14 protein-coding genes are annotated in these 15,964 nt (G+C 68.5%); 7 read left to right on the forward strand and 7 right to left on the reverse strand.

What is annotated here, in order from left to right; all coding sequences use genetic code 11:
- Positions 1-184: 184 nt before the first annotated feature.
- The 3 genes from O9335_RS13820 (at position 185) to O9335_RS13830 (ending at position 5,599) form a co-directional block, all read left to right on the forward strand.
- Positions 185-1,996: a hypothetical protein gene (locus tag O9335_RS13820; RefSeq protein WP_298389087.1), complete on the forward strand. Its 1,812-nt coding sequence runs from the start codon at positions 185-187 to the stop codon at positions 1,994-1,996.
- Positions 1,997-2,099: 103 nt separating this feature from the next.
- Complete coding sequence (locus O9335_RS13825) at positions 2,100-3,236, forward strand: sterol desaturase family protein (RefSeq protein ID WP_298389089.1); 1,137 nt, start codon at positions 2,100-2,102, stop codon at positions 3,234-3,236.
- A 98-nt stretch (positions 3,237-3,334) separates the two neighbouring features.
- Positions 3,335-5,599 carry a PhoX family phosphatase gene (locus tag O9335_RS13830; protein ID WP_298389091.1) on the forward strand — a complete coding sequence of 755 codons (2,265 nt, stop codon included), beginning with the start codon at positions 3,335-3,337 and terminating at the stop codon, positions 5,597-5,599.
- 52 nt (positions 5,600-5,651) lie between these two features.
- Here the strand turns inward: O9335_RS13830 and O9335_RS13835 are convergent, their stop codons facing one another.
- Positions 5,652-5,861 carry a hypothetical protein gene (locus tag O9335_RS13835; protein ID WP_298389093.1) on the reverse strand — a complete coding sequence of 70 codons (210 nt, stop codon included), beginning with the start codon at positions 5,859-5,861 and terminating at the stop codon, positions 5,652-5,654.
- On the opposite strand from O9335_RS13835, the gene O9335_RS13840 reads away from it, so the two are divergent.
- Positions 5,842-6,090, forward strand: coding sequence for a hypothetical protein (locus O9335_RS13840; protein ID WP_298389095.1), 249 nt, complete (start codon positions 5,842-5,844; stop codon positions 6,088-6,090). The two genes, O9335_RS13835 and O9335_RS13840, sit on opposite strands and share 20 nt — an antisense overlap.
- Positions 6,091-6,138: 48 nt before the next feature.
- Here O9335_RS13840 and O9335_RS13845 read toward each other — a convergent pair whose 3' ends face one another.
- From O9335_RS13845 to alr, 3 genes are all read right to left on the reverse strand, one after another.
- Positions 6,139-7,044: a bile acid:sodium symporter gene (locus O9335_RS13845; protein ID WP_298389097.1), complete on the reverse strand. Its 906-nt coding sequence runs from the start codon at positions 7,042-7,044 to the stop codon at positions 6,139-6,141.
- Positions 7,045-7,048: 4 nt separating this feature from the next.
- On the reverse strand, positions 7,049-8,782 hold the full coding sequence (locus O9335_RS13850) for an AMP-binding protein (protein ID WP_298389099.1): 1,734 nt from the start codon (positions 8,780-8,782) through the stop codon (positions 7,049-7,051).
- A gap of 183 nt (positions 8,783-8,965) precedes the next feature.
- Positions 8,966-10,090, reverse strand: coding sequence for an alanine racemase (alr, locus tag O9335_RS13855; RefSeq protein ID WP_298389101.1), 1,125 nt, complete (start codon positions 10,088-10,090; stop codon positions 8,966-8,968).
- A 77-nt stretch (positions 10,091-10,167) separates the two neighbouring features.
- Between alr and lplT the strand changes: the two genes are divergently transcribed.
- Positions 10,168-11,460, forward strand: a complete 1,293-nt coding sequence (gene lplT, locus O9335_RS13860; RefSeq protein ID WP_298389103.1) for a lysophospholipid transporter LplT — start codon at positions 10,168-10,170, stop codon at positions 11,458-11,460.
- A gap of 57 nt (positions 11,461-11,517) precedes the next feature.
- On the opposite strand, the gene O9335_RS13865 is transcribed toward lplT, so the two are convergent.
- Complete coding sequence (locus O9335_RS13865) at positions 11,518-12,471, reverse strand: hypothetical protein (RefSeq protein WP_298389104.1); 954 nt, start codon at positions 12,469-12,471, stop codon at positions 11,518-11,520.
- A 247-nt stretch (positions 12,472-12,718) separates the two neighbouring features.
- Here O9335_RS13865 and O9335_RS13870 point away from each other — a divergent pair, with 247 nt between their 5' ends.
- Positions 12,719-13,207: a glutathione peroxidase gene (locus O9335_RS13870; protein WP_298389106.1), complete on the forward strand. Its 489-nt coding sequence runs from the start codon at positions 12,719-12,721 to the stop codon at positions 13,205-13,207.
- Positions 13,204-14,142: a glyoxylate/hydroxypyruvate reductase A gene (locus O9335_RS13875; RefSeq protein WP_298389108.1), complete on the forward strand. Its 939-nt coding sequence runs from the start codon at positions 13,204-13,206 to the stop codon at positions 14,140-14,142. The genes O9335_RS13870 and O9335_RS13875 overlap by 4 nt, the downstream gene beginning before the upstream one ends.
- An 89-nt stretch (positions 14,143-14,231) precedes the next feature.
- On the opposite strand, the gene O9335_RS13880 is transcribed toward O9335_RS13875, so the two are convergent.
- Positions 14,232-14,729 carry an N-acetyltransferase gene (locus tag O9335_RS13880; protein ID WP_298389110.1) on the reverse strand — a complete coding sequence of 166 codons (498 nt, stop codon included), beginning with the start codon at positions 14,727-14,729 and terminating at the stop codon, positions 14,232-14,234.
- A gap of 25 nt (positions 14,730-14,754) precedes the next feature.
- The gene (locus O9335_RS13885; RefSeq protein ID WP_298389112.1) at positions 14,755-15,525 is read right to left on the reverse strand and encodes an NAD-binding protein; all 771 of its coding nucleotides are present in this window, start codon (positions 15,523-15,525) and stop codon (positions 14,755-14,757) included.
- Positions 15,526-15,964 lie beyond the last annotated feature (439 nt).

Below are 15,964 nucleotides of genomic sequence, written 5' to 3' on the forward strand. Positions count from 1 at the left end.
GGAGCCGGCAACGACGCTTGTCGCCCCCGGGGCTCGGCCCGAAGGGTGGCCCCTGGATCCGGCGCATGCGTTGTCGCTCCTTCTTTTGGACCCGAGTCCACGGCGGCGTCGCTCCGAGCCTGCGCCGGACCAGGGGCCACCCCGGCCTGGGCTTCTGCCGCGCAGACTCCTAGGCGCCACTGACATGCCACGCTTCGGGCAGGACGTCCCGCCGCACGCCCGGCGCCCGGTCGCCTGGTACGCGCCGGCCACGCTGTGGCAGGCGGCGCGCAAGCTGCTGGCGGCCGAGCAGTTCGCCACCCACCTGGACCGCCGAGAGACCTTCCCGAGTGAGCTGCGTCCGGTCGACTTCAGCGCCGACCCCTGCGATGCGAGCGCGCCCTTCTGGTTCGACTTCGCCTCCGACACCGGCGACGGCGGCGACGCCACCGTGGCGGTGGCGCAAGCCCTCCTGGCGCCCGCCCTGGCCGGCACGCAGGCCGTGGACGAGCACGGTCGGCCCCTGCCGCAGGGACGCCTGCTGGTGCTGGGTGGCGATCTCGCCTACCCCGGCTCGGGCCGGCTGGACTACCAGTACCGCTTCATCGAGCCCCTCGACCAGGCCCTGCGCTGGGCGCAGCGACAAGCCGGCTTCGGGCGCTGGCGCCACGCGGTCGACGCCCGCCGAGAAGGCATCCCCATCGCACCCGACGACAAGGTGGTCGTCGCCATCCCGCAGAACCACGACTGGGCCGTCAGCGCGTCCACCTTCTGCCGCTACTTCGTCAACACCGACGCCGGGGCCGTGCTGGGCGCGCGCACGCCACAGCGGCAAACCTGGTTCGCGCTGAAGCTGCCGCGCAACTGGTGGGTGCTGGGCCTGGACTTCGCGCTCGAGGGCGACCTCGACCGCCCGCAGTACGAGGGCTTCAAGGCCCTGCTGAACCAAGGCCTGGGCGCGGGCAGCCAGGTCGTGCTCGTCTACCCCGAGCCCACCTGGACGCGCCCGCTGGGCGACCACGCGCCCGAGGGCTACCCCAAGCGCTACCAGCGCCTGGAGGCGCGGCTGCTGGCCGCGGGCGCGCCCATCCGCCTGCGCCTGGCCGGCGACCTGCACCACGTGGCGCACGAGCAGCTGACCCTGCCCGACGGCAGCGACACCCACCTGCTGGTGGCCGGGCACGGCGGCGCCTTCACGCACGCCACGCACACGCAGGAGGTGCGCGGCCGCAAGGTGATGCGCGCCATCACCGCGCCGGGCGACGAGCTGGCCCAGCACGTCGAGATCGGCCTGCCGCGCAACCGGGACGAGGCGGCGCTGCCCGCCTTCGAGCCCGGCGTGCGCTACCCCGACGAGGTCGCGTCGCGCCGCCTGGGCTGGCGCGCTTGGGCCGCGGCCTTCCGCGCACGCGGCAGCGGCGCGGCCCAGGGCTGGCGCGGCTGGTGGGCCGAGCAGTGGGACAGCAACCGCGGCCTGCTGCCCGTGCTGGGCGGCCTCGTGGGCCTGCTGACCTGGTTCGGCTGGGGCATCCACCCGCAGGTGGACCTGAGCCGCGTGCCCAGCCCCAGCGCCGTGCTGCCCGCGCTGGCCGTGCTGGCCGCCTGCGCCGCCGCTGTGTGGGACCCGCTGGCCCCGCGCCGCGCGCTGCTGCTGGGTGCAGGGCATGGCCTGGCGCAACTGGGCGCCGCCTGGGGCTGGACCCTGCTGTGCTTCAACACCCTGGGCCCCTGGCTGGGCTGGCCCGCCTTCGTGCTCGCCTCCGCCCTCAGCGGCGGGCTGCTGCTGGGCCTCACCCTCGCGCTGGCCTGCGGCGGCTTGGGGCTCGCGTCCAACGCGGCCTCGGGCCTGGTGGCGCACGAGGGGCACAAAGGCTTCGTGCGCTTTCGGCTGGACGACACGGGCCTCACCGCGTTCGTGCTCGGGCTGGACGAGGTGCCGGTGCAAACCGCGGTGCCCACCGACGCCCCCCTGCCGGCCGGCTGGCGCGTGGTGGAGCGATTCACGCTGCGCGGCTGAGGCGAACTGCCCGTCATGTCGATTTCATGCCCCCCTTTCGTGGGGAGCATGAGGGCGGGTGGCCCTCAGACAATGGGCTTTGCTCCTCCTTTGCTGCTGCGCCATGGTTACCCCCCTCGACAAACTCAACCGCCTCACCGAATCGCACGGCGCGCTGCAGCCCGGCAAGGGCTTGGTGTCGGGCGTCATCGCCCTGTCCCTGGCCATCCTGTGCTTCCTGGGCGTGCTGGCCTTCCTGTTCCCGCAGTACCTGACGACGCCGCAGCTGCGCCAGTCGTACAACGTCGAGGTGATGCGCCAGCTGCTGTACTGGTCGCTGGTCATCGCCGGCGGCATCGCGCTGTGGAACATGGTCTTCGGCCGCGTGCGCTGGTTGTCGGCCGGCACCTTCGTGCTGCTGGGCCTGTGCCTGGCGCTGGGCGGCCACAAGGTGGAGGTGGACCCCAACTTCCCCGACGGCACGCCCTACATCGGGCTGGACTGGTTCATCTTGGACCTGCTGGGCTCCACGCTGCTCTTCGTGTTCGTCGAGAAGCTGTTCCCGCTGCGCAAGGATCAGCCCGTGTTCCGCCCCGAGTGGCAGACCGACTTCCACCACTTCATCGTCAACCACCTGATGGTGGGCTTCGTGCTGCTGGCGGTGAACCTGCTGGTTCACAAGTTCTTCGGCTGGGCGGCCAAGGACGGCGTGCAGGCCTGGGTGCAGGCCTTGCCCTTCCCGGTGGCGCTGTTCCTCATCATTCTGGTGGCGGACCTGATGCAGTACTGGACGCACCGCGCGTACCACGAGGTGCCGCTGCTGTGGCGCCTGCACGCCGTGCACCACAGCGTCAAAAGCATGGACTGGATGGCCGGCAGCCGGCAGCACATCCTGGAGCTCATCCTGACCCGCACCCTGGTGCTGGCGCCCATCTTCGTGCTGGGCTTCAGCAAGGAAGTGATCGACGCCTACATCGTCGTGGTCGGCTTCCAGGCCGTGTTCAACCACGCCAACGTGAGCGTGCGCCTGGGGCCGCTGCGCTACCTCATCGTCACGCCCAACTTCCACCACTGGCACCACAGCCAGGACGCCGAGGCGCTGGACAAGAACTACGCCGCGCACTTCGCCTTCCTCGACCACCTCTTTGGCACCGCCGTGCAGAGCGACCGCAAGTGGCCCACGGCCTACGGCGTGCTGGGCGACTACGTGCCCAACGGCTTTTGGGCGCAGTTCAAGTTCCCGTTCACCTGGAAGGGCTGAGGCACCGAAGCTGACACGAAAGCTTCACGGCGCCGACACGGCGCTTTCATGGGCGCTGTCTAGCGTGGCGGGGTTGTCATCCACACCCTGCCATCGCCATGAACCAGCCCGTTGACCCCACCCTCATCGACTTCAACGACGAGGACAGCAACCGCAGCGCCAACCCGCACTTTTCGCAAGTGCTGGACGCCCGCCTCAGCCGCCGCAGCCTGCTGCGCGGCGGCTTTGGGGGCGCCACCACTGCGGTGCTGGGCACCGGCCTGTTGGCCGCTTGCGGCAGCGACGACCCCGTGGCCCCGCCGGCGCCGGCCCCCGCGCCGGCCCCGGCACCCGCCCCGTCGCCCATCGTCACCCGCCTGGGCTTTGGCGCCGTCAACAAGAGCCTGGCCGACCTCGTCACGGTGCCTGCCGGTTACACCGCCACCATCTTGTACGCCCTGGGCGACCCGCTGCGCGCCGCCACCCCGGCCTACAAGAACGACGGCACCGACGCCGACTTCGAGAACCGCGCCGGCGACCACCACGACGGCATGGAATGGTTCGGCCTCTCTAGCACCGGCACACCGTCGACCACGGCCGCCGACCGCGGCCTGCTGGCCATGAACCATGAGGCCACCACCGACGAAACCCGCGCCAGCTTCTTCATTCACGCCACCGGCGGCACGGCCACCTTGCCGCGCCCCGTGGATGAGACCGACAAGGAGATGGCCCTGCACGGCGTCTCGGTGGTTGAGATCCGCAAGACTGGCACCGCCTGGAGCTACCTGCGCGATTCGTCTTACAACTTCCGAATCGTGCCCACCACCGAGATCGACATCGCCGGCCCCTTGCGCGGCAACGCCCTGGCCATCACCAAGTACTCGCCCACCGGCACCGTTACGCGCGGCACCATCAACAACTGCGGCACCGGCAAAACCCCCTGGGGCACCTTCGTCACGGGCGAGGAAAACTGGTCTGGCTACTTCTTCCGTGTGGCCACGGACAACACCGTGCGCGGCAACGACAAGTCGGTCACCTCGCTGAACCGCTACGGCCGTGCCCAGGGTGCGGCTTCGCGCCACGGCTGGGAAACCGCCAGCGCCGACGACCGCCACATGCGCTTCAACATCAGCCGCTCGGGCGTGTCGGTGGACGGCAGCGACGACTACCGCCACGAGATGAACCTGCAGGGCTACATCGTCGAGATCGACCCCTACACCAAGACCAAGAAGGCCGTGAAGCGCAGCGCCCTGGGCCGCTTCGCCCACGAGAGCGCCGCCTTCAGCATCCCGGTGGTGGGCCAGCCCATCGCCGCCTACATGGGCGACGACTCTCGCAACGAGTACATCTACAAGTTCGTGTCGACGGCGGTGTGGAGCGCCGCCGACGCCACGCCCACCGACCGCTTGGCCACCGGCGCCAAGTACCTGGACCAGGGCAAGCTGTTTGTTGCCAAGTTCAACGCCGACGGCAGTGGCCAGTGGATTGAGCTGAGCATGACCAACGCCACGGTGCGCGACTACACCGGCTACCCCTTCGCCGACCAGGCCGACATCTGCGTCAACGCGCGCTTGGCCGGCGATGCCGTGGGCGCCACCAAGATGGACCGCCCCGAGTGGTGCTCGGTGAACCCGAAGAACGGCGAGGTCTACTTCGCCCTGACCAACAACAGCAACCGACGTGTGGACCCCACCGGCGGCAGCCAGTTGGTGCCCGACAGCGCCAACCCCCGCGCCTACAGCGACATCCGCGGTGGCACGTCGACCAACTCGGGCAACCCCAACGGTCACATCCTGCGCTTGAAGGAAGGCACCGGCGGCGCTTCGGCCACGGCCTTCACCTGGGACATCTACGTCTTTGCCGCCGAAACCAGCGCCGCCACCGGCACGGTCAACCTCAGCAACCTGACGGGCGACCAAGACATGTCCAGCCCCGACGGCCTGGCCTTCAGCCCCACCACCGGCATCTGCTGGATCCAAACCGACGACGGCGCCTACACCGACGTCACGAACTGCATGATGCTGGCCGCCATCCCCGGCCAGGTGGGCGACGGCGCCAAGCGCACCCTGAGCTACGCCCGCAGCGGCGGCGGCACCTTGACCGTGGACACCTACGTGGGCGCCACGCCCACGGCCGACAACCTCAAGCGCTTCTTGGTCGGACCGAAGGACTGCGAGATCACCGGCATCGCCGACACCCCCGATGGCAAGGCGCTGTTCGTCAACATCCAGCACCCGGGCGAGGGCACGCGCATGGCCGACGTGACCGACCCGACGAAGTACACCAGCCAGTGGCCGTCCAACGCCGGCTACGGCGCCGGCAAGCGTCCGCGCTCGGCCACCATCGTCATCACCAAAAACGACGGCGGCGTGATCGGCTCCTGATCGGGCGGGTCCAAGCGCCAAGGCCGCACCGCCCGGTGCGGCCTTGCTCGTTTCAGGCGTGCCAGGGCTGCGCCATCAGCGCTTCTTCGCCGGCCAGCCAATGGGCCACGGGCGCAGGCATGCGCGTGTCCTGCTCCCAGCCCAGCAGCGCGCAACTTTGCGCGTTGGGCACCAGGCCCTGTTTCCCCACCACCGCGCCCTTCACGTAGCCGGCGGCGCACAGCTTCCTCGCCAAGAGCGTGATGAGCGCCCTGGTGGGCAAGCTGGAGCAGGCCGGCTGGCTGCGCCGCGAGCCCGACACCCATGACGCCCGCGCCTGGCGCTTGCACCTGACCGACGCCGGCCAAGCGCTAGCCCGCCGCAGTTGGGCGGTGCAGGCGGAGGTGGTGCGAGGCATGACCGCGGGCGTGAGCCTCGCTCAACTGCAGGACTTGAAACAGCACATGGACCACGGCAGCGCCCAGCTGCTCGCCATGTTGTCGGACCCCTGAAACAACACCGCCGCCTCGTGGGCGGCGGTGGAGGTGGAGACAGGACGCTCAGGCCTTGGCCAACGCGCCGATCTTGGCTTGGTCGCGATCCAGCTCTTCGCGCGTGGTGATGCGGCGGAACCAGATCGTCACGAACGAACTGGAAAGCACGATGAAGAACGAGTACAGGATGGGCAGCAGCAGCACGTCACGCTGCTGGTCGCCCGAGAAGCTCAAGGTCACGATCAACACCGCCAGCGGGCCGTTCTGGATGCCGGTTTCCAGCGCGATGGTGCGGCCGCGCCGTGGCGTTTGCCGCAGCAGGCGGCTCAGGCCGTAGCCCAAGGCAAAGCCGAAGAGGCCCAAACCAATGGCGGCCCCATACACGGGGAAGCCGGTCTCCATCAGCAATTGGAAATTGCGCGGCACCCAAGAGCCCATCAGGAACAGGATCACCGCCACGCCCAGCAGGCCCCCGATCATCTCGATCACGGCGCCCACGTTGGCGTTCCATTTGCGCAGCGCGATGCCAATGACGGTGGGCACCAGCAGCACGAACAACACCTGGATGACGTTGCCCGATGGGATCTGCCAGTTGCCTTGAATGCCTTGGCTGTAAAACTTCAGCGTCAGGGGCACCATGAAGATGGCCACGATCGTCGACCCGATGGTCATCAAGATCGACAGGCTCAAGTCGCCCTTGCTGAAGTACGTGAAGATGTTGCTGGTGGTGCCACCGGGCATGCAGCCCATCAGGATGAGGCCCACCGCGTAGCCTGGGGGCAACTGCAACGCCGTGGCCAGCACGTAGGCCAGTGCCGGCATGATCCCGTACTGGCAAACCAGACCGACGAACACCCCCTGCGGCTTGCGCAAGGCGATGGCGAAGTCCTTGAACGTGAGGCTGGCGCCCATGCCCAGCATGATGACCATCATCATCACGCCGAGCAGCTTGGTTTCAATGTCGCTCAACATGGCATCAGCCCTTCTTCTTCATGGAGGCCAGCACTTCGGCGCGCAGGTCTTTGCGCAGGATCTTGCCGATGGGCGTCTTGGGCAGTTCCTCGCGGAACTCGATGTGGGTGGGCATCTTGTAGGCGGTGAGCTTGCTGCGGCAGTGCGCCAGCAAGGCTTCGGCGGTGAGGGCGTCGTCGGCCTTGACGATGTAGGCGCGCACGGCTTCGCCTGTCTTGGCATCGGGCACGCCGATGACGGCGGCTTCCATCACGCCGTCGTGCTGGGTCAGCACGTCTTCGATTTCGTTCGGGTAGACGTTGAAGCCGCTGACCAAGATCATGTCCTTCTTGCGGTCCACGATCTTGAAGGTGCCGTCGGCGCTCATGATGGCCACGTCGCCCGTGTAGAGCCAGCCGTCCTTGATCACCTGGGCGGTTTCTTCGGGGCGCTGCCAGTAGCCCCGCATCACCTGCGGGCCGCGGATGATCAGTTCGCCGGGTTGGCCCAAGCCCACGTCGTTGCCGTCGTCGTCCACGAGGCGGATGTCGGTCATCGGCGCCGGGATGCCGATGGTGTCCACCTTGCGACCGCTGTTCAGCGGCTGGAAGCAGGCCACCGGGCTGCTCTCGGTCAACCCATAACCCTCTACCAGGGGGGCGCCGGTGGTTTGCTCCCAGTGCTGCACCACGGTGTGGTGCATGGCCGCGCCGCCGCCGCCGGCGGCCTTGATGTGCTTGGGCGGGAAGGCGGTGAACCATTCTTCGCGCAGCAGCGCGTTGTAGAGCGTGTTCACGCCGGTCAGCCACGTGATTTTGTAGTTCTCGATCGCCCGCTGCAGGTTTTGGATGGGGCGCGGGCTGGGCACCAGGATGTTGCGCGCGCCCATGCGGAACATCGACAGGAAGTTCACCGTGAACGCGAAGATGTGATAAAGCGGCAGGGCGGTGAGCACCACCTCCTTGCCCTCGTCGATGTGGCTGCGCGTCATGCCCAGCATTTGCTCCAGGTTCCACAGCAGGTTGCCGTGGGTGAGCATGGCGCCCTTGGCCACGCCCGTGGTGCCGCCCGTGTACTGCAGCAGGGCCAGGCTCTCGTGGTTGAGGTCGCGCGTGTACTCCAGGGCGTCGGCCTTGTGGCGGCGGCCTTGGGCCAAGGCGTCGGGCAGGCGCACCGCCTTCAGTCGGTGCTTGGGGATGAGCCGGTTCCAGTGCTTCATCACCGCGTACACGATGGGTTGCACCACGGGCGGGAAGAACTCGGGCACCCGGGTCAGGATGACGTGGCGGATGCCGGTCTGGGCCTGGATGGCCTCCAGTTTGTCGGCGAACAGGTCCACCACCACGATGGCCTTGGCCCCGCTGTCGCGGAACTGGTGCGCCATTTCAGTCTCGGTGTACAGCGGGTTGGTGTTCACCGCCACGCAGCCGGCTTTCAGGATGCCCAGCATGGCCACCGGGTAGCTCAGGCAGTTGGGCATTTGCACCGCCACGCGGTCGCCGGCGGCCAGGCCGCACACGCCGCGCAGGTAGCGCGCCAGGTCGTCGCTCATCGCGTCGACCTCGGCGTAGCTGAGCGAGCCGTACATGCCGTTGGGCATGACACAGGTGAACGCGGTTTGTTTGGCGTAGCGCTTGGCGGCCTCCCGTGCCATGGCTGGCAAATGGGGAGCCGAAGGCGGCAGCAGCGTGGTGGGGATGGTCTGGCCGTAGTGCTGGAGCCAGGGCTTGAGCGCGTAGGGCGAAGGCGTGGCGGTCATCAAGCGGGGCGCCTTGGGCGCGCAAAAAAGAGGCCAGCGGAGCCGGCCGGGATAGCTCCCGCTCGGACTGAGCGGGGTCGCGAAGGTAACGGCCCGAAACCCTCCTGTCCAGGAGGACAGAGAGGGCCCAAAAATTGTGGGCGCTTTATCCGGGTTGGCCCCTGGGGATTTGCCCTGAGCGCCTCACCCGATGCGCACGGGCACCCGGGGGGCCAGGGCGCACATCAATTCGTAGCCGATGGTCCCGGCGGCATGCGCGACCTCGTCGATGGGCAATTCGGCGCCGCAGCGGCTGCGGCCCCACAGCGTGACCTCGCTGCCCACCCCAGCGTCGGGCAGGGCGCTGAGGTCGACGGCCAGCATGTCCATGCTCACCCGACCCAAGGTGCGGCTGCGCACCCCGTTCACCAGCACCGGGGTGCCGGTGGGCGCGTGGCGCGGGTAACCGTCGGCGTAGCCGCAGGCCACGGTGCCGATGCGCATGGCCCTGGCGGCGGTGAAAGTGCTGCCGTAGCCCACGGTGTCGCCTGGCTGCAAATCCTGCACGCCCAGCACCTGGGCGCGCAGGCTCATGCCCGGCTGCAGGCCCCAATGGGCGGCGTTGTGCTCGGGGTAGTCGGGCACCCCTCCGTAGCCCAGGATGCCCGCGCGCACCCAGTCGCCCGCCACGTTCACCGCCCCTGCCAGCGGCCGATGTGCATGGCGCAGCGTGGCGGCGCTGTTGGCGAGGCTGCGTTCGCCGGGCAGGTCGGCGGTGGCGGACTCGAAAGCCGCCACTTGGTGGGCGATGCCGTCGGCGCCCTGCCGTTGGGCGTCAGCGTCGCTGAAATGCGTCATCAGGCTCACGTCGTCCACCTGTGGCAGGTTCACCAATCGCTGCCAAGCGGCCCGGAAGGCCTGCGGGGCGAAGCCCAGCCGGTTCATGCCGCTGTTCAACTTGAGGAAAACGCGGTGCGGATGCAGGGTTTTGTGAGCGGCCAGCCAGTCGATTTGGTGCTCGGCATGGATGGTGTGCCACAAGTGCCAGCGCGAGCACAACTCCAGATCGCGCGGCTCGAACACGCCTTCCAGCAGCAGGATGGGGCCGCGCCAGTCCAGCGCCCGCAGGCGCTCGGCTTCGGCCAGGTCGATGCAGGCAAAGCCATCGGCCACCTGGCGCTGCGCGTCGAAGCAGCGCTCGATGCCATGCCCGTAGGCATTGGCCTTGACGACCGCCCACACCCGCGCTCCGCCGGCGCGCTCGCGCGCGATGCCCAAGTTGTGGGTCAACGCGGCGGGATGGACGATGGCTTCGATGGGGCGAGGCATGCTGACATTTGAACGCAGCCACGCTCGGTTACGCTCCCAACCCCGGAGACGATTGCGAGTGGGCCCAGCGCCAGGCGATGAAAAAAGGCTTCTACACGATCATGTCGGCGCAGTTTTTCAGCTCGCTGGCCGACAACGCCTTGTTCATCGCGGCCATCCAGTTGCTGAAAGACAGTGGCGCCCCGGAGTCGCACCGCGTGGCCTTGGTTCCGATGTTTGCCTTGTTCTACGTGCTGTTGGCGCCGTTCGTGGGCGCCTTTGCCGACTCGATGCCCAAGGGCAAGGTGATGTTCATCGCCAACGCCATCAAGGTGGTGGGTTGTTTGATGATGCTCGCCGGCGTGCATCCGCTGCTGGCCTACGCCGTGGTGGGGCTGGGCGCCGCGGCCTACTCGCCGGCCAAGTACGGCATCCTCACCGAGTTGCTGCCGGTGTCGCAGCTGGTCAAGGCCAACGGTTGGATCGAGGGACTGACCATCGCCTCCATCATCTTGGGCGTGCTGTTGGGCGGCCAGCTGGTGGGGCCGCACATCGCGCCGCAGCTGCTGGCCATCGACCTGCCCTTCATCGATACGGGCATCGATACCGCCCCCGAAGCAGCGATCGCGGGTTTGGTGCTGCTCTACGCCATCGCCGCTGGCTTCAACCTCTACATCCCCCGCACCGGCGCTGGCCTGATGCCGATGGACCGGCCGCTGGCCTTGGTGCGCGACTTTCAGCAGTGCAACCGCAAGCTGTGGCAGGACAAGCTGGGCCAGATCTCCCTGGCCACAACGACCCTGTTCTGGGGCGTCAGCGGCAACCTGCGCTACATCGTCATCGCCTGGGCCGCCGCCGCGCTGGGCTACAGCACCACGCAGGCCAGCAGCCTCGTGGGCGTGGTGGCCGTGGGCACCGCCGTCGGCGCCCTGGTGGCCAGTTGGTGGATGCGCTTGGACAAAGCGGTCAAGACCATCCCCTTGGGCACGGCCATGGGCCTGCTGATCATCGCGATGGTGCTCATCCGAGACGTTTGGATGGCAGCACCCTTCCTGATGGTGATGGGGGCGCTCGGCGGGTTCCTGGTGGTGCCCATGAACGCCTTGCTGCAGCACCGCGGCCACAGCCTGATGGGTGCGGGTCGCAGCATCGCGGTGCAGAACTTCAACGAGCAGGCCTGCATCCTGGGCTTGGGCCTTCTCTACTCGGGCCTCACGGCTGGGGGCTTGCACGCATTCGGCGCCATCACGGCCTTTGGCTTGCTGGTGGCCGGGGTGATGGAGCTCATCCGTCGCTGGCACTTGCACAACCGGCGCGAGCACGGCGAGGAGGTGGCGCGGTTGCTGGCCATCGCTCGCGGCGACGAGGACGATGGCCGACGCTGCCACTGAGCGCATGCTCTGAGGCCGCAACAGCCCACTTGCCCGCTGTTGTCGGGCTGTTGGTGGTCAGGTGCTGGTCGAGCTTCCGCCACCCCGCCGGCCGCGACCGCTGGTGGGCGGTGCGGTCACCAAGGGCTTGCCGCTGAGCACGGTTTCAATGTGCACGCTCCAAGCGCGGGCGATCTTGAAGCAGCCGCTGTGGTTGAGGTGGATCTCGTTATGCCAGTCGCCGCTGATGCCGCTGCTGCCCAGGGCCGCCGGGGCGATGGGCACTTGGGCTGAATCGAAGACTTGCAGGTTGGGGTACTGAACCGGATCGGCCGCGCAGGCTTTGAACAGTGCGGCCAGCTTGGACAGCATCAGTCGGCTCATGGCCGCCCAGTCGGCTTGCGGGATGGCGTAGGCCTTGAGCGCCGGGTACAGCCAGGGGCCGGAGGCGCTTTCGGCGCCAGCCGGCCGGGGCGTGGGCACGGCGTAGGTGTGGATGAACACCGGTTTGCCTCGGCTGGGCCCGGCATCGCGAAGGCTCAGCACATGGCGCAGGTTCACCCGCAGGTACTCGGCCAACGTGGCCCAACCGTCTTCGCTGAAATAGCGCGACACGCCGGCATTGGGCGGGCCCCACTCGGTTTGTTTGCGCAGCAGGCGCAAGTGGGGCGGGGTCGTTTCGCCATTTGGCCACTGCGCTGGCACGGCGGCGGCGGCCACCAAGTCGTTGCCGCCCACGCTGAGCAAGAGGCCGTCCCACACCGGGGCGCTGTCGTCCACCAGCAGCCGCACGAAGTCGGCGGAGCTTTCCAGGTCGACCATGCGGCGCAAGGCGTTGTGGTGGCCGGCGCAACTCACGGCCACCGTGGGCTGGCCCAGCACCAGTTCCTCCAACAGGTTGGCGTGGGCATCGACCTTGGCGGCGGCGAACGAGAACCAGGAATCCCCGTGCGCCAGCAGCCGCCAGCGGAAGGAGGACAGGTCCGCACGACGCTTGAGGTCGTCCGGCGTGAGGCACTGCAAATGTTCCATGCGGGATTCCATCTTGCGCTCTCGTTGGCCCTGGATTCCCCCCAGGCAGGGCGGCGCATTGTGAGCTCAAAATTCGAGCGCCACCTTGCGCGTTGTCATCGGTGGCAACCCTGATGGCGGGCGGCTGCACCGACATCCGATCGCCCCGTGGACGCGGGGTTTTTGGCGTCTTCCGTCAACATGGTGCCCTTGGCGCGGCACGGCCGCGCTGCTGCGTCCCCGCCATCTCCCATCGAACAGGTGCCCCATGACCGCTTCCGTTTACGACTTTGACGCTTTGTCCATCACCGGCCATAAGGTGGCCCTGAGCGACTACCGCGGCCATGTGCTGCTCATCGTCAACACCGCCAGCCGGTGCGGCTTCACCCCGCAGTTCGGCGGGCTGGAGCAGCTGTGGAACGACTACCGGGAACGCGGCCTGACCGTCGTGGGCTTCCCCTGCAACCAGTTCGGGGGGCAGGACCCGGGCTCGGACGGTGAGATCGCCGAGTTTTGCCAACTCAATTACGGGGTCAGCTTTCCCATGATGAGCAAGGTCGACGTCAACGGCGCCGAGGCCCACCCGCTGTGGCAGTGGCTCAAGCACGAGAAGCGCGGTTTGCTCGGCACGGAGCTCATCAAATGGAACTTCACCAAGTTCTTGGTGGGCAAGGACGGTCAAGTCATCGAGCGTTATGCGCCCAACGACGAGCCCGCCAAGCTGCGCGCCGACATCGAAAAGGCCTTGGCCGCGTGAGCGTCGCGCCGCCGCTCAGCCTCACCGTTTGCCTGCCCCAGGGCGCCGAGGAATGGGCGGCGTCGCTCAACCTGCGCCTGGCGGGCCAGGTCGAGGCCAGCGCTTGGCGCGCGGGCGATCCGCCGGCTGACTTGGCCGTGCTCTGGAAGCCGCCCCCTGCCTTTTTCAACGAGCAAACCCGGCTGCGCGTGGCCTTTGCCGCGGGCGCGGGGGTGGACGGCCTGCTGGCCCTTCGCCCGCCCCCTGGTCTGCCCTTGATCCGCCTCGAGGATGCCGGCATGGGCGTGCAGATGGCCGAGTACGTGCTGCACGCCCTGTTGCGCTGGTACCGGCAGTTCGACCGCTATGCCGCCCAAGCCCAGCGTGCCGAGTGGCGGCCGCAGCCGCCCCTGCCCAAGGTGGAATGGACGGTGGGGCTCTTGGGTTGCGGGGTGTTGGCCCACCCCACCGTGCGCGCTCTGCAGGGCTTGGGCTTCCCCGTGCAGGCATGGGCGCGCCGGCCGCGCGAGGGCGGCGACCTGCCGGTGTTCACCGGCGACGAGGGCTTGAACGCCTTGCTGGCGAGCTCGCGCGTCGTCGTCGCGGTGCTGCCTCTCACCCCCGACACCCAGGGGCTGCTCCAGGCCGAGCGCCTGGCTCGCATGCCCGCCGGCAGCTACTTCATCAACATCGCCCGTGGGGGCTTGGTGGACGAAACCGCCTTGCTCGACGCCCTCGACCGCGGGCACCTCGCTGGCGCCGCGCTGGACGTGTGCGCCACCGAGCCCTCCGGTCCCGAGCACCCTTTTTGGCGACACCCCCGCGTGCAACTCACCCCGCACATCGCCGGGGCCACGCTGCGCGACGAGGCGCTTGACCAAATCGCCGAAAAGATCCGGTGTTGGCTGCGCGGTGAGCCGATCAGCGGCCGCGTGTCGCTGGAGGCCGGTTACTGAGCATGGGCGCCGAACCCTAAAGCCTGGGCATCGCCGCCAGCGTGCCGCAGCGCGGTGCACTCGGCCGTCTCCAACTGCCCTCTCTCGGGTCACAGGATCAGGCCCATCTCCAGGGTCTCGAAGTACACCCCGCGGTGGCACAGGCCCATGGCGCGGCGACCTTCGACGGCGAAGCCCAGCCGTTGGTAGAGGCGCACGGCCGGCCCGTTGTCGGCCCGCACCTCCAGGTCGATGCGCACCAAGCGGCCTTGCCGCCGCGCCGCATCCAAGGTGGCGCGCAGCAGACGCTCGCCCAGGCCCTGCCGTCGGGCCTCGGCCCGCACCCCCATGCCCAGCTGGGCGCGGTGACGCAGCCCGTCGGCCCACTGGGGCAGCGCGTCGCACCAGCCCAGCACCCGCTCGCCGTCCCAGGCCACGAACTGCGGGTGCCCCGCCTCCACGTTGCCGGCCACGAATGCCTGCACCTGCGCCAGCGGCGGCGCTTGGTGCTGGCCCAGCATCAGGCTTTCGCGCGCCACGGCGTCCAGGCAGTCGTGAAACGCCGGTGCATGTTCCAGGCGGATGGGGACGATGTCGGCGGCGATCATGCGCCGATTTTGCGGGGGCGGCAGATCAGCCCGCGGGCCGATTCGGGTCCTGCAGGTGGGCCTCTTGCTCGTGGCGAAGGCGTTGCACATGGGCCAGCAGCTCCTTCGCGCTTTGGCGGCCGATGGTGGCTTCGGCCAGCAGGAAGCCGCCCACCTCCCCGATGCCGACGATCTCGTTGGCGCCGGCCATCTCCAAGTAGGTGCGTTGCCCAGGGTCGAGCAGTTCGGCGATGACCGTGGCGCGAGGGTTGTTCTGGCGCACGACCATGCAGTTGACCGCGGTGAGGGCGTCAGCGTGTGTCTTTTCGGCGTAGTTGGCCAGCACCACGATGGTGTCGGCCTCGGCCAGCGCCGAGCGCTCGATCGCATCGCCGCGCAAGGGGTAGGGCGAGCGATTGAAGCACACCAGGGGGTCGCTGCTGGGTTTGGCGTCCAGCTCGGCCACGACGACGACTGGCACCTTGGCCCACCGCGCGTCGCTGCGCAAGGTGTGCACGATCTGCGGGCCCTTCAGGTTCCAGCCCACGATGACGACGTGGTGGTGAAAGTGGTGCATGCGCAACCCCATGTCTTCGCGCACCTTGTGTTCGATCAGCAGGGCGGCCGCCAAGGCGCAGAGCAAGGCCGTCAAGAGTTTGGAGCTGAACATGGCGAAGCCGATCGCCATGCGGCCAGGCAGGGTCTGGGGGGCGATGCCGACTTCGCCCGAGGTCATCATGGACGCCAGCATGTAGAACACGGCATCGCCCAGTGTTTGCACGCGGCGGTGGGCGCCGGCTTCGAAGCCCAACAGCACCAGCGCACAGCCGAATCACACGGCCATGAAGATGAGCAAGAGCTGGGTGGCCAGCCGCACCCGAGCCTTGGACATCATCACCAGGAACAGGTGTCGAAGCAGAACGCTGGTTGGCATGCGTGGCCCTCCCTCCCGAGCGCACGAGGCGCTCAGCCCGAATGTAGGCACCGACCTTGGCCGCAGCCAAGAGGCGATTTAGGACCCGGCGGCGTGGGGCGGCACAAATTGGCGTGCCAAACCTCGGTCGTGTTCGGCGCTGAGACTCGGGGGCCCGATGACTCGATCGCCCGTCCGGCTCCATCGGCCATGGATCTGGAAACTTGGATGGCCAAACGGGAGAAGGGGGGGGGGGGGGGCGGCCCCGGGGCGGGGGGGGGTGGAGGCCGGCCCCCGCGCGGCCCCCCGGCCCGCCGGGGGGGGGGGGGCCGGCCGGGGGGGG

Source organism: Inhella sp., from assembly GCF_027532025.1.
GTDB lineage: Bacteria > Pseudomonadota > Gammaproteobacteria > Burkholderiales > Burkholderiaceae_C > Inhella.

Coding starts and splice junctions, on each gene's coding strand:
- O9335_RS13820 (WP_298389087.1), top strand. CDS start 185: ATGCCACGCTTCGGGCAGGACGTCCCGCCGCACGCCCGGCGCCCGGTC.
- O9335_RS13825 (WP_298389089.1), top strand. CDS start 2,100: ATGGTTACCCCCCTCGACAAACTCAACCGCCTCACCGAATCGCACGGC.
- O9335_RS13830 (WP_298389091.1), top strand. CDS start 3,335: ATGAACCAGCCCGTTGACCCCACCCTCATCGACTTCAACGACGAGGAC.
- O9335_RS13840 (WP_298389095.1), top strand. CDS start 5,842: ATGAGCGCCCTGGTGGGCAAGCTGGAGCAGGCCGGCTGGCTGCGCCGC.
- O9335_RS13845 (WP_298389097.1), bottom strand. CDS start 7,044: ATGTTGAGCGACATTGAAACCAAGCTGCTCGGCGTGATGATGATGGTC.
- O9335_RS13850 (WP_298389099.1), bottom strand. CDS start 8,782: ATGACCGCCACGCCTTCGCCCTACGCGCTCAAGCCCTGGCTCCAGCAC.
- alr (WP_298389101.1), bottom strand. CDS start 10,090: ATGCCTCGCCCCATCGAAGCCATCGTCCATCCCGCCGCGTTGACCCAC.
- lplT (WP_298389103.1), top strand. CDS start 10,168: ATGAAAAAAGGCTTCTACACGATCATGTCGGCGCAGTTTTTCAGCTCG.
- O9335_RS13865 (WP_298389104.1), bottom strand. CDS start 12,471: ATGGAACATTTGCAGTGCCTCACGCCGGACGACCTCAAGCGTCGTGCG.
- O9335_RS13870 (WP_298389106.1), top strand. CDS start 12,719: ATGACCGCTTCCGTTTACGACTTTGACGCTTTGTCCATCACCGGCCAT.
- O9335_RS13880 (WP_298389110.1), bottom strand. CDS start 14,729: ATGATCGCCGCCGACATCGTCCCCATCCGCCTGGAACATGCACCGGCG.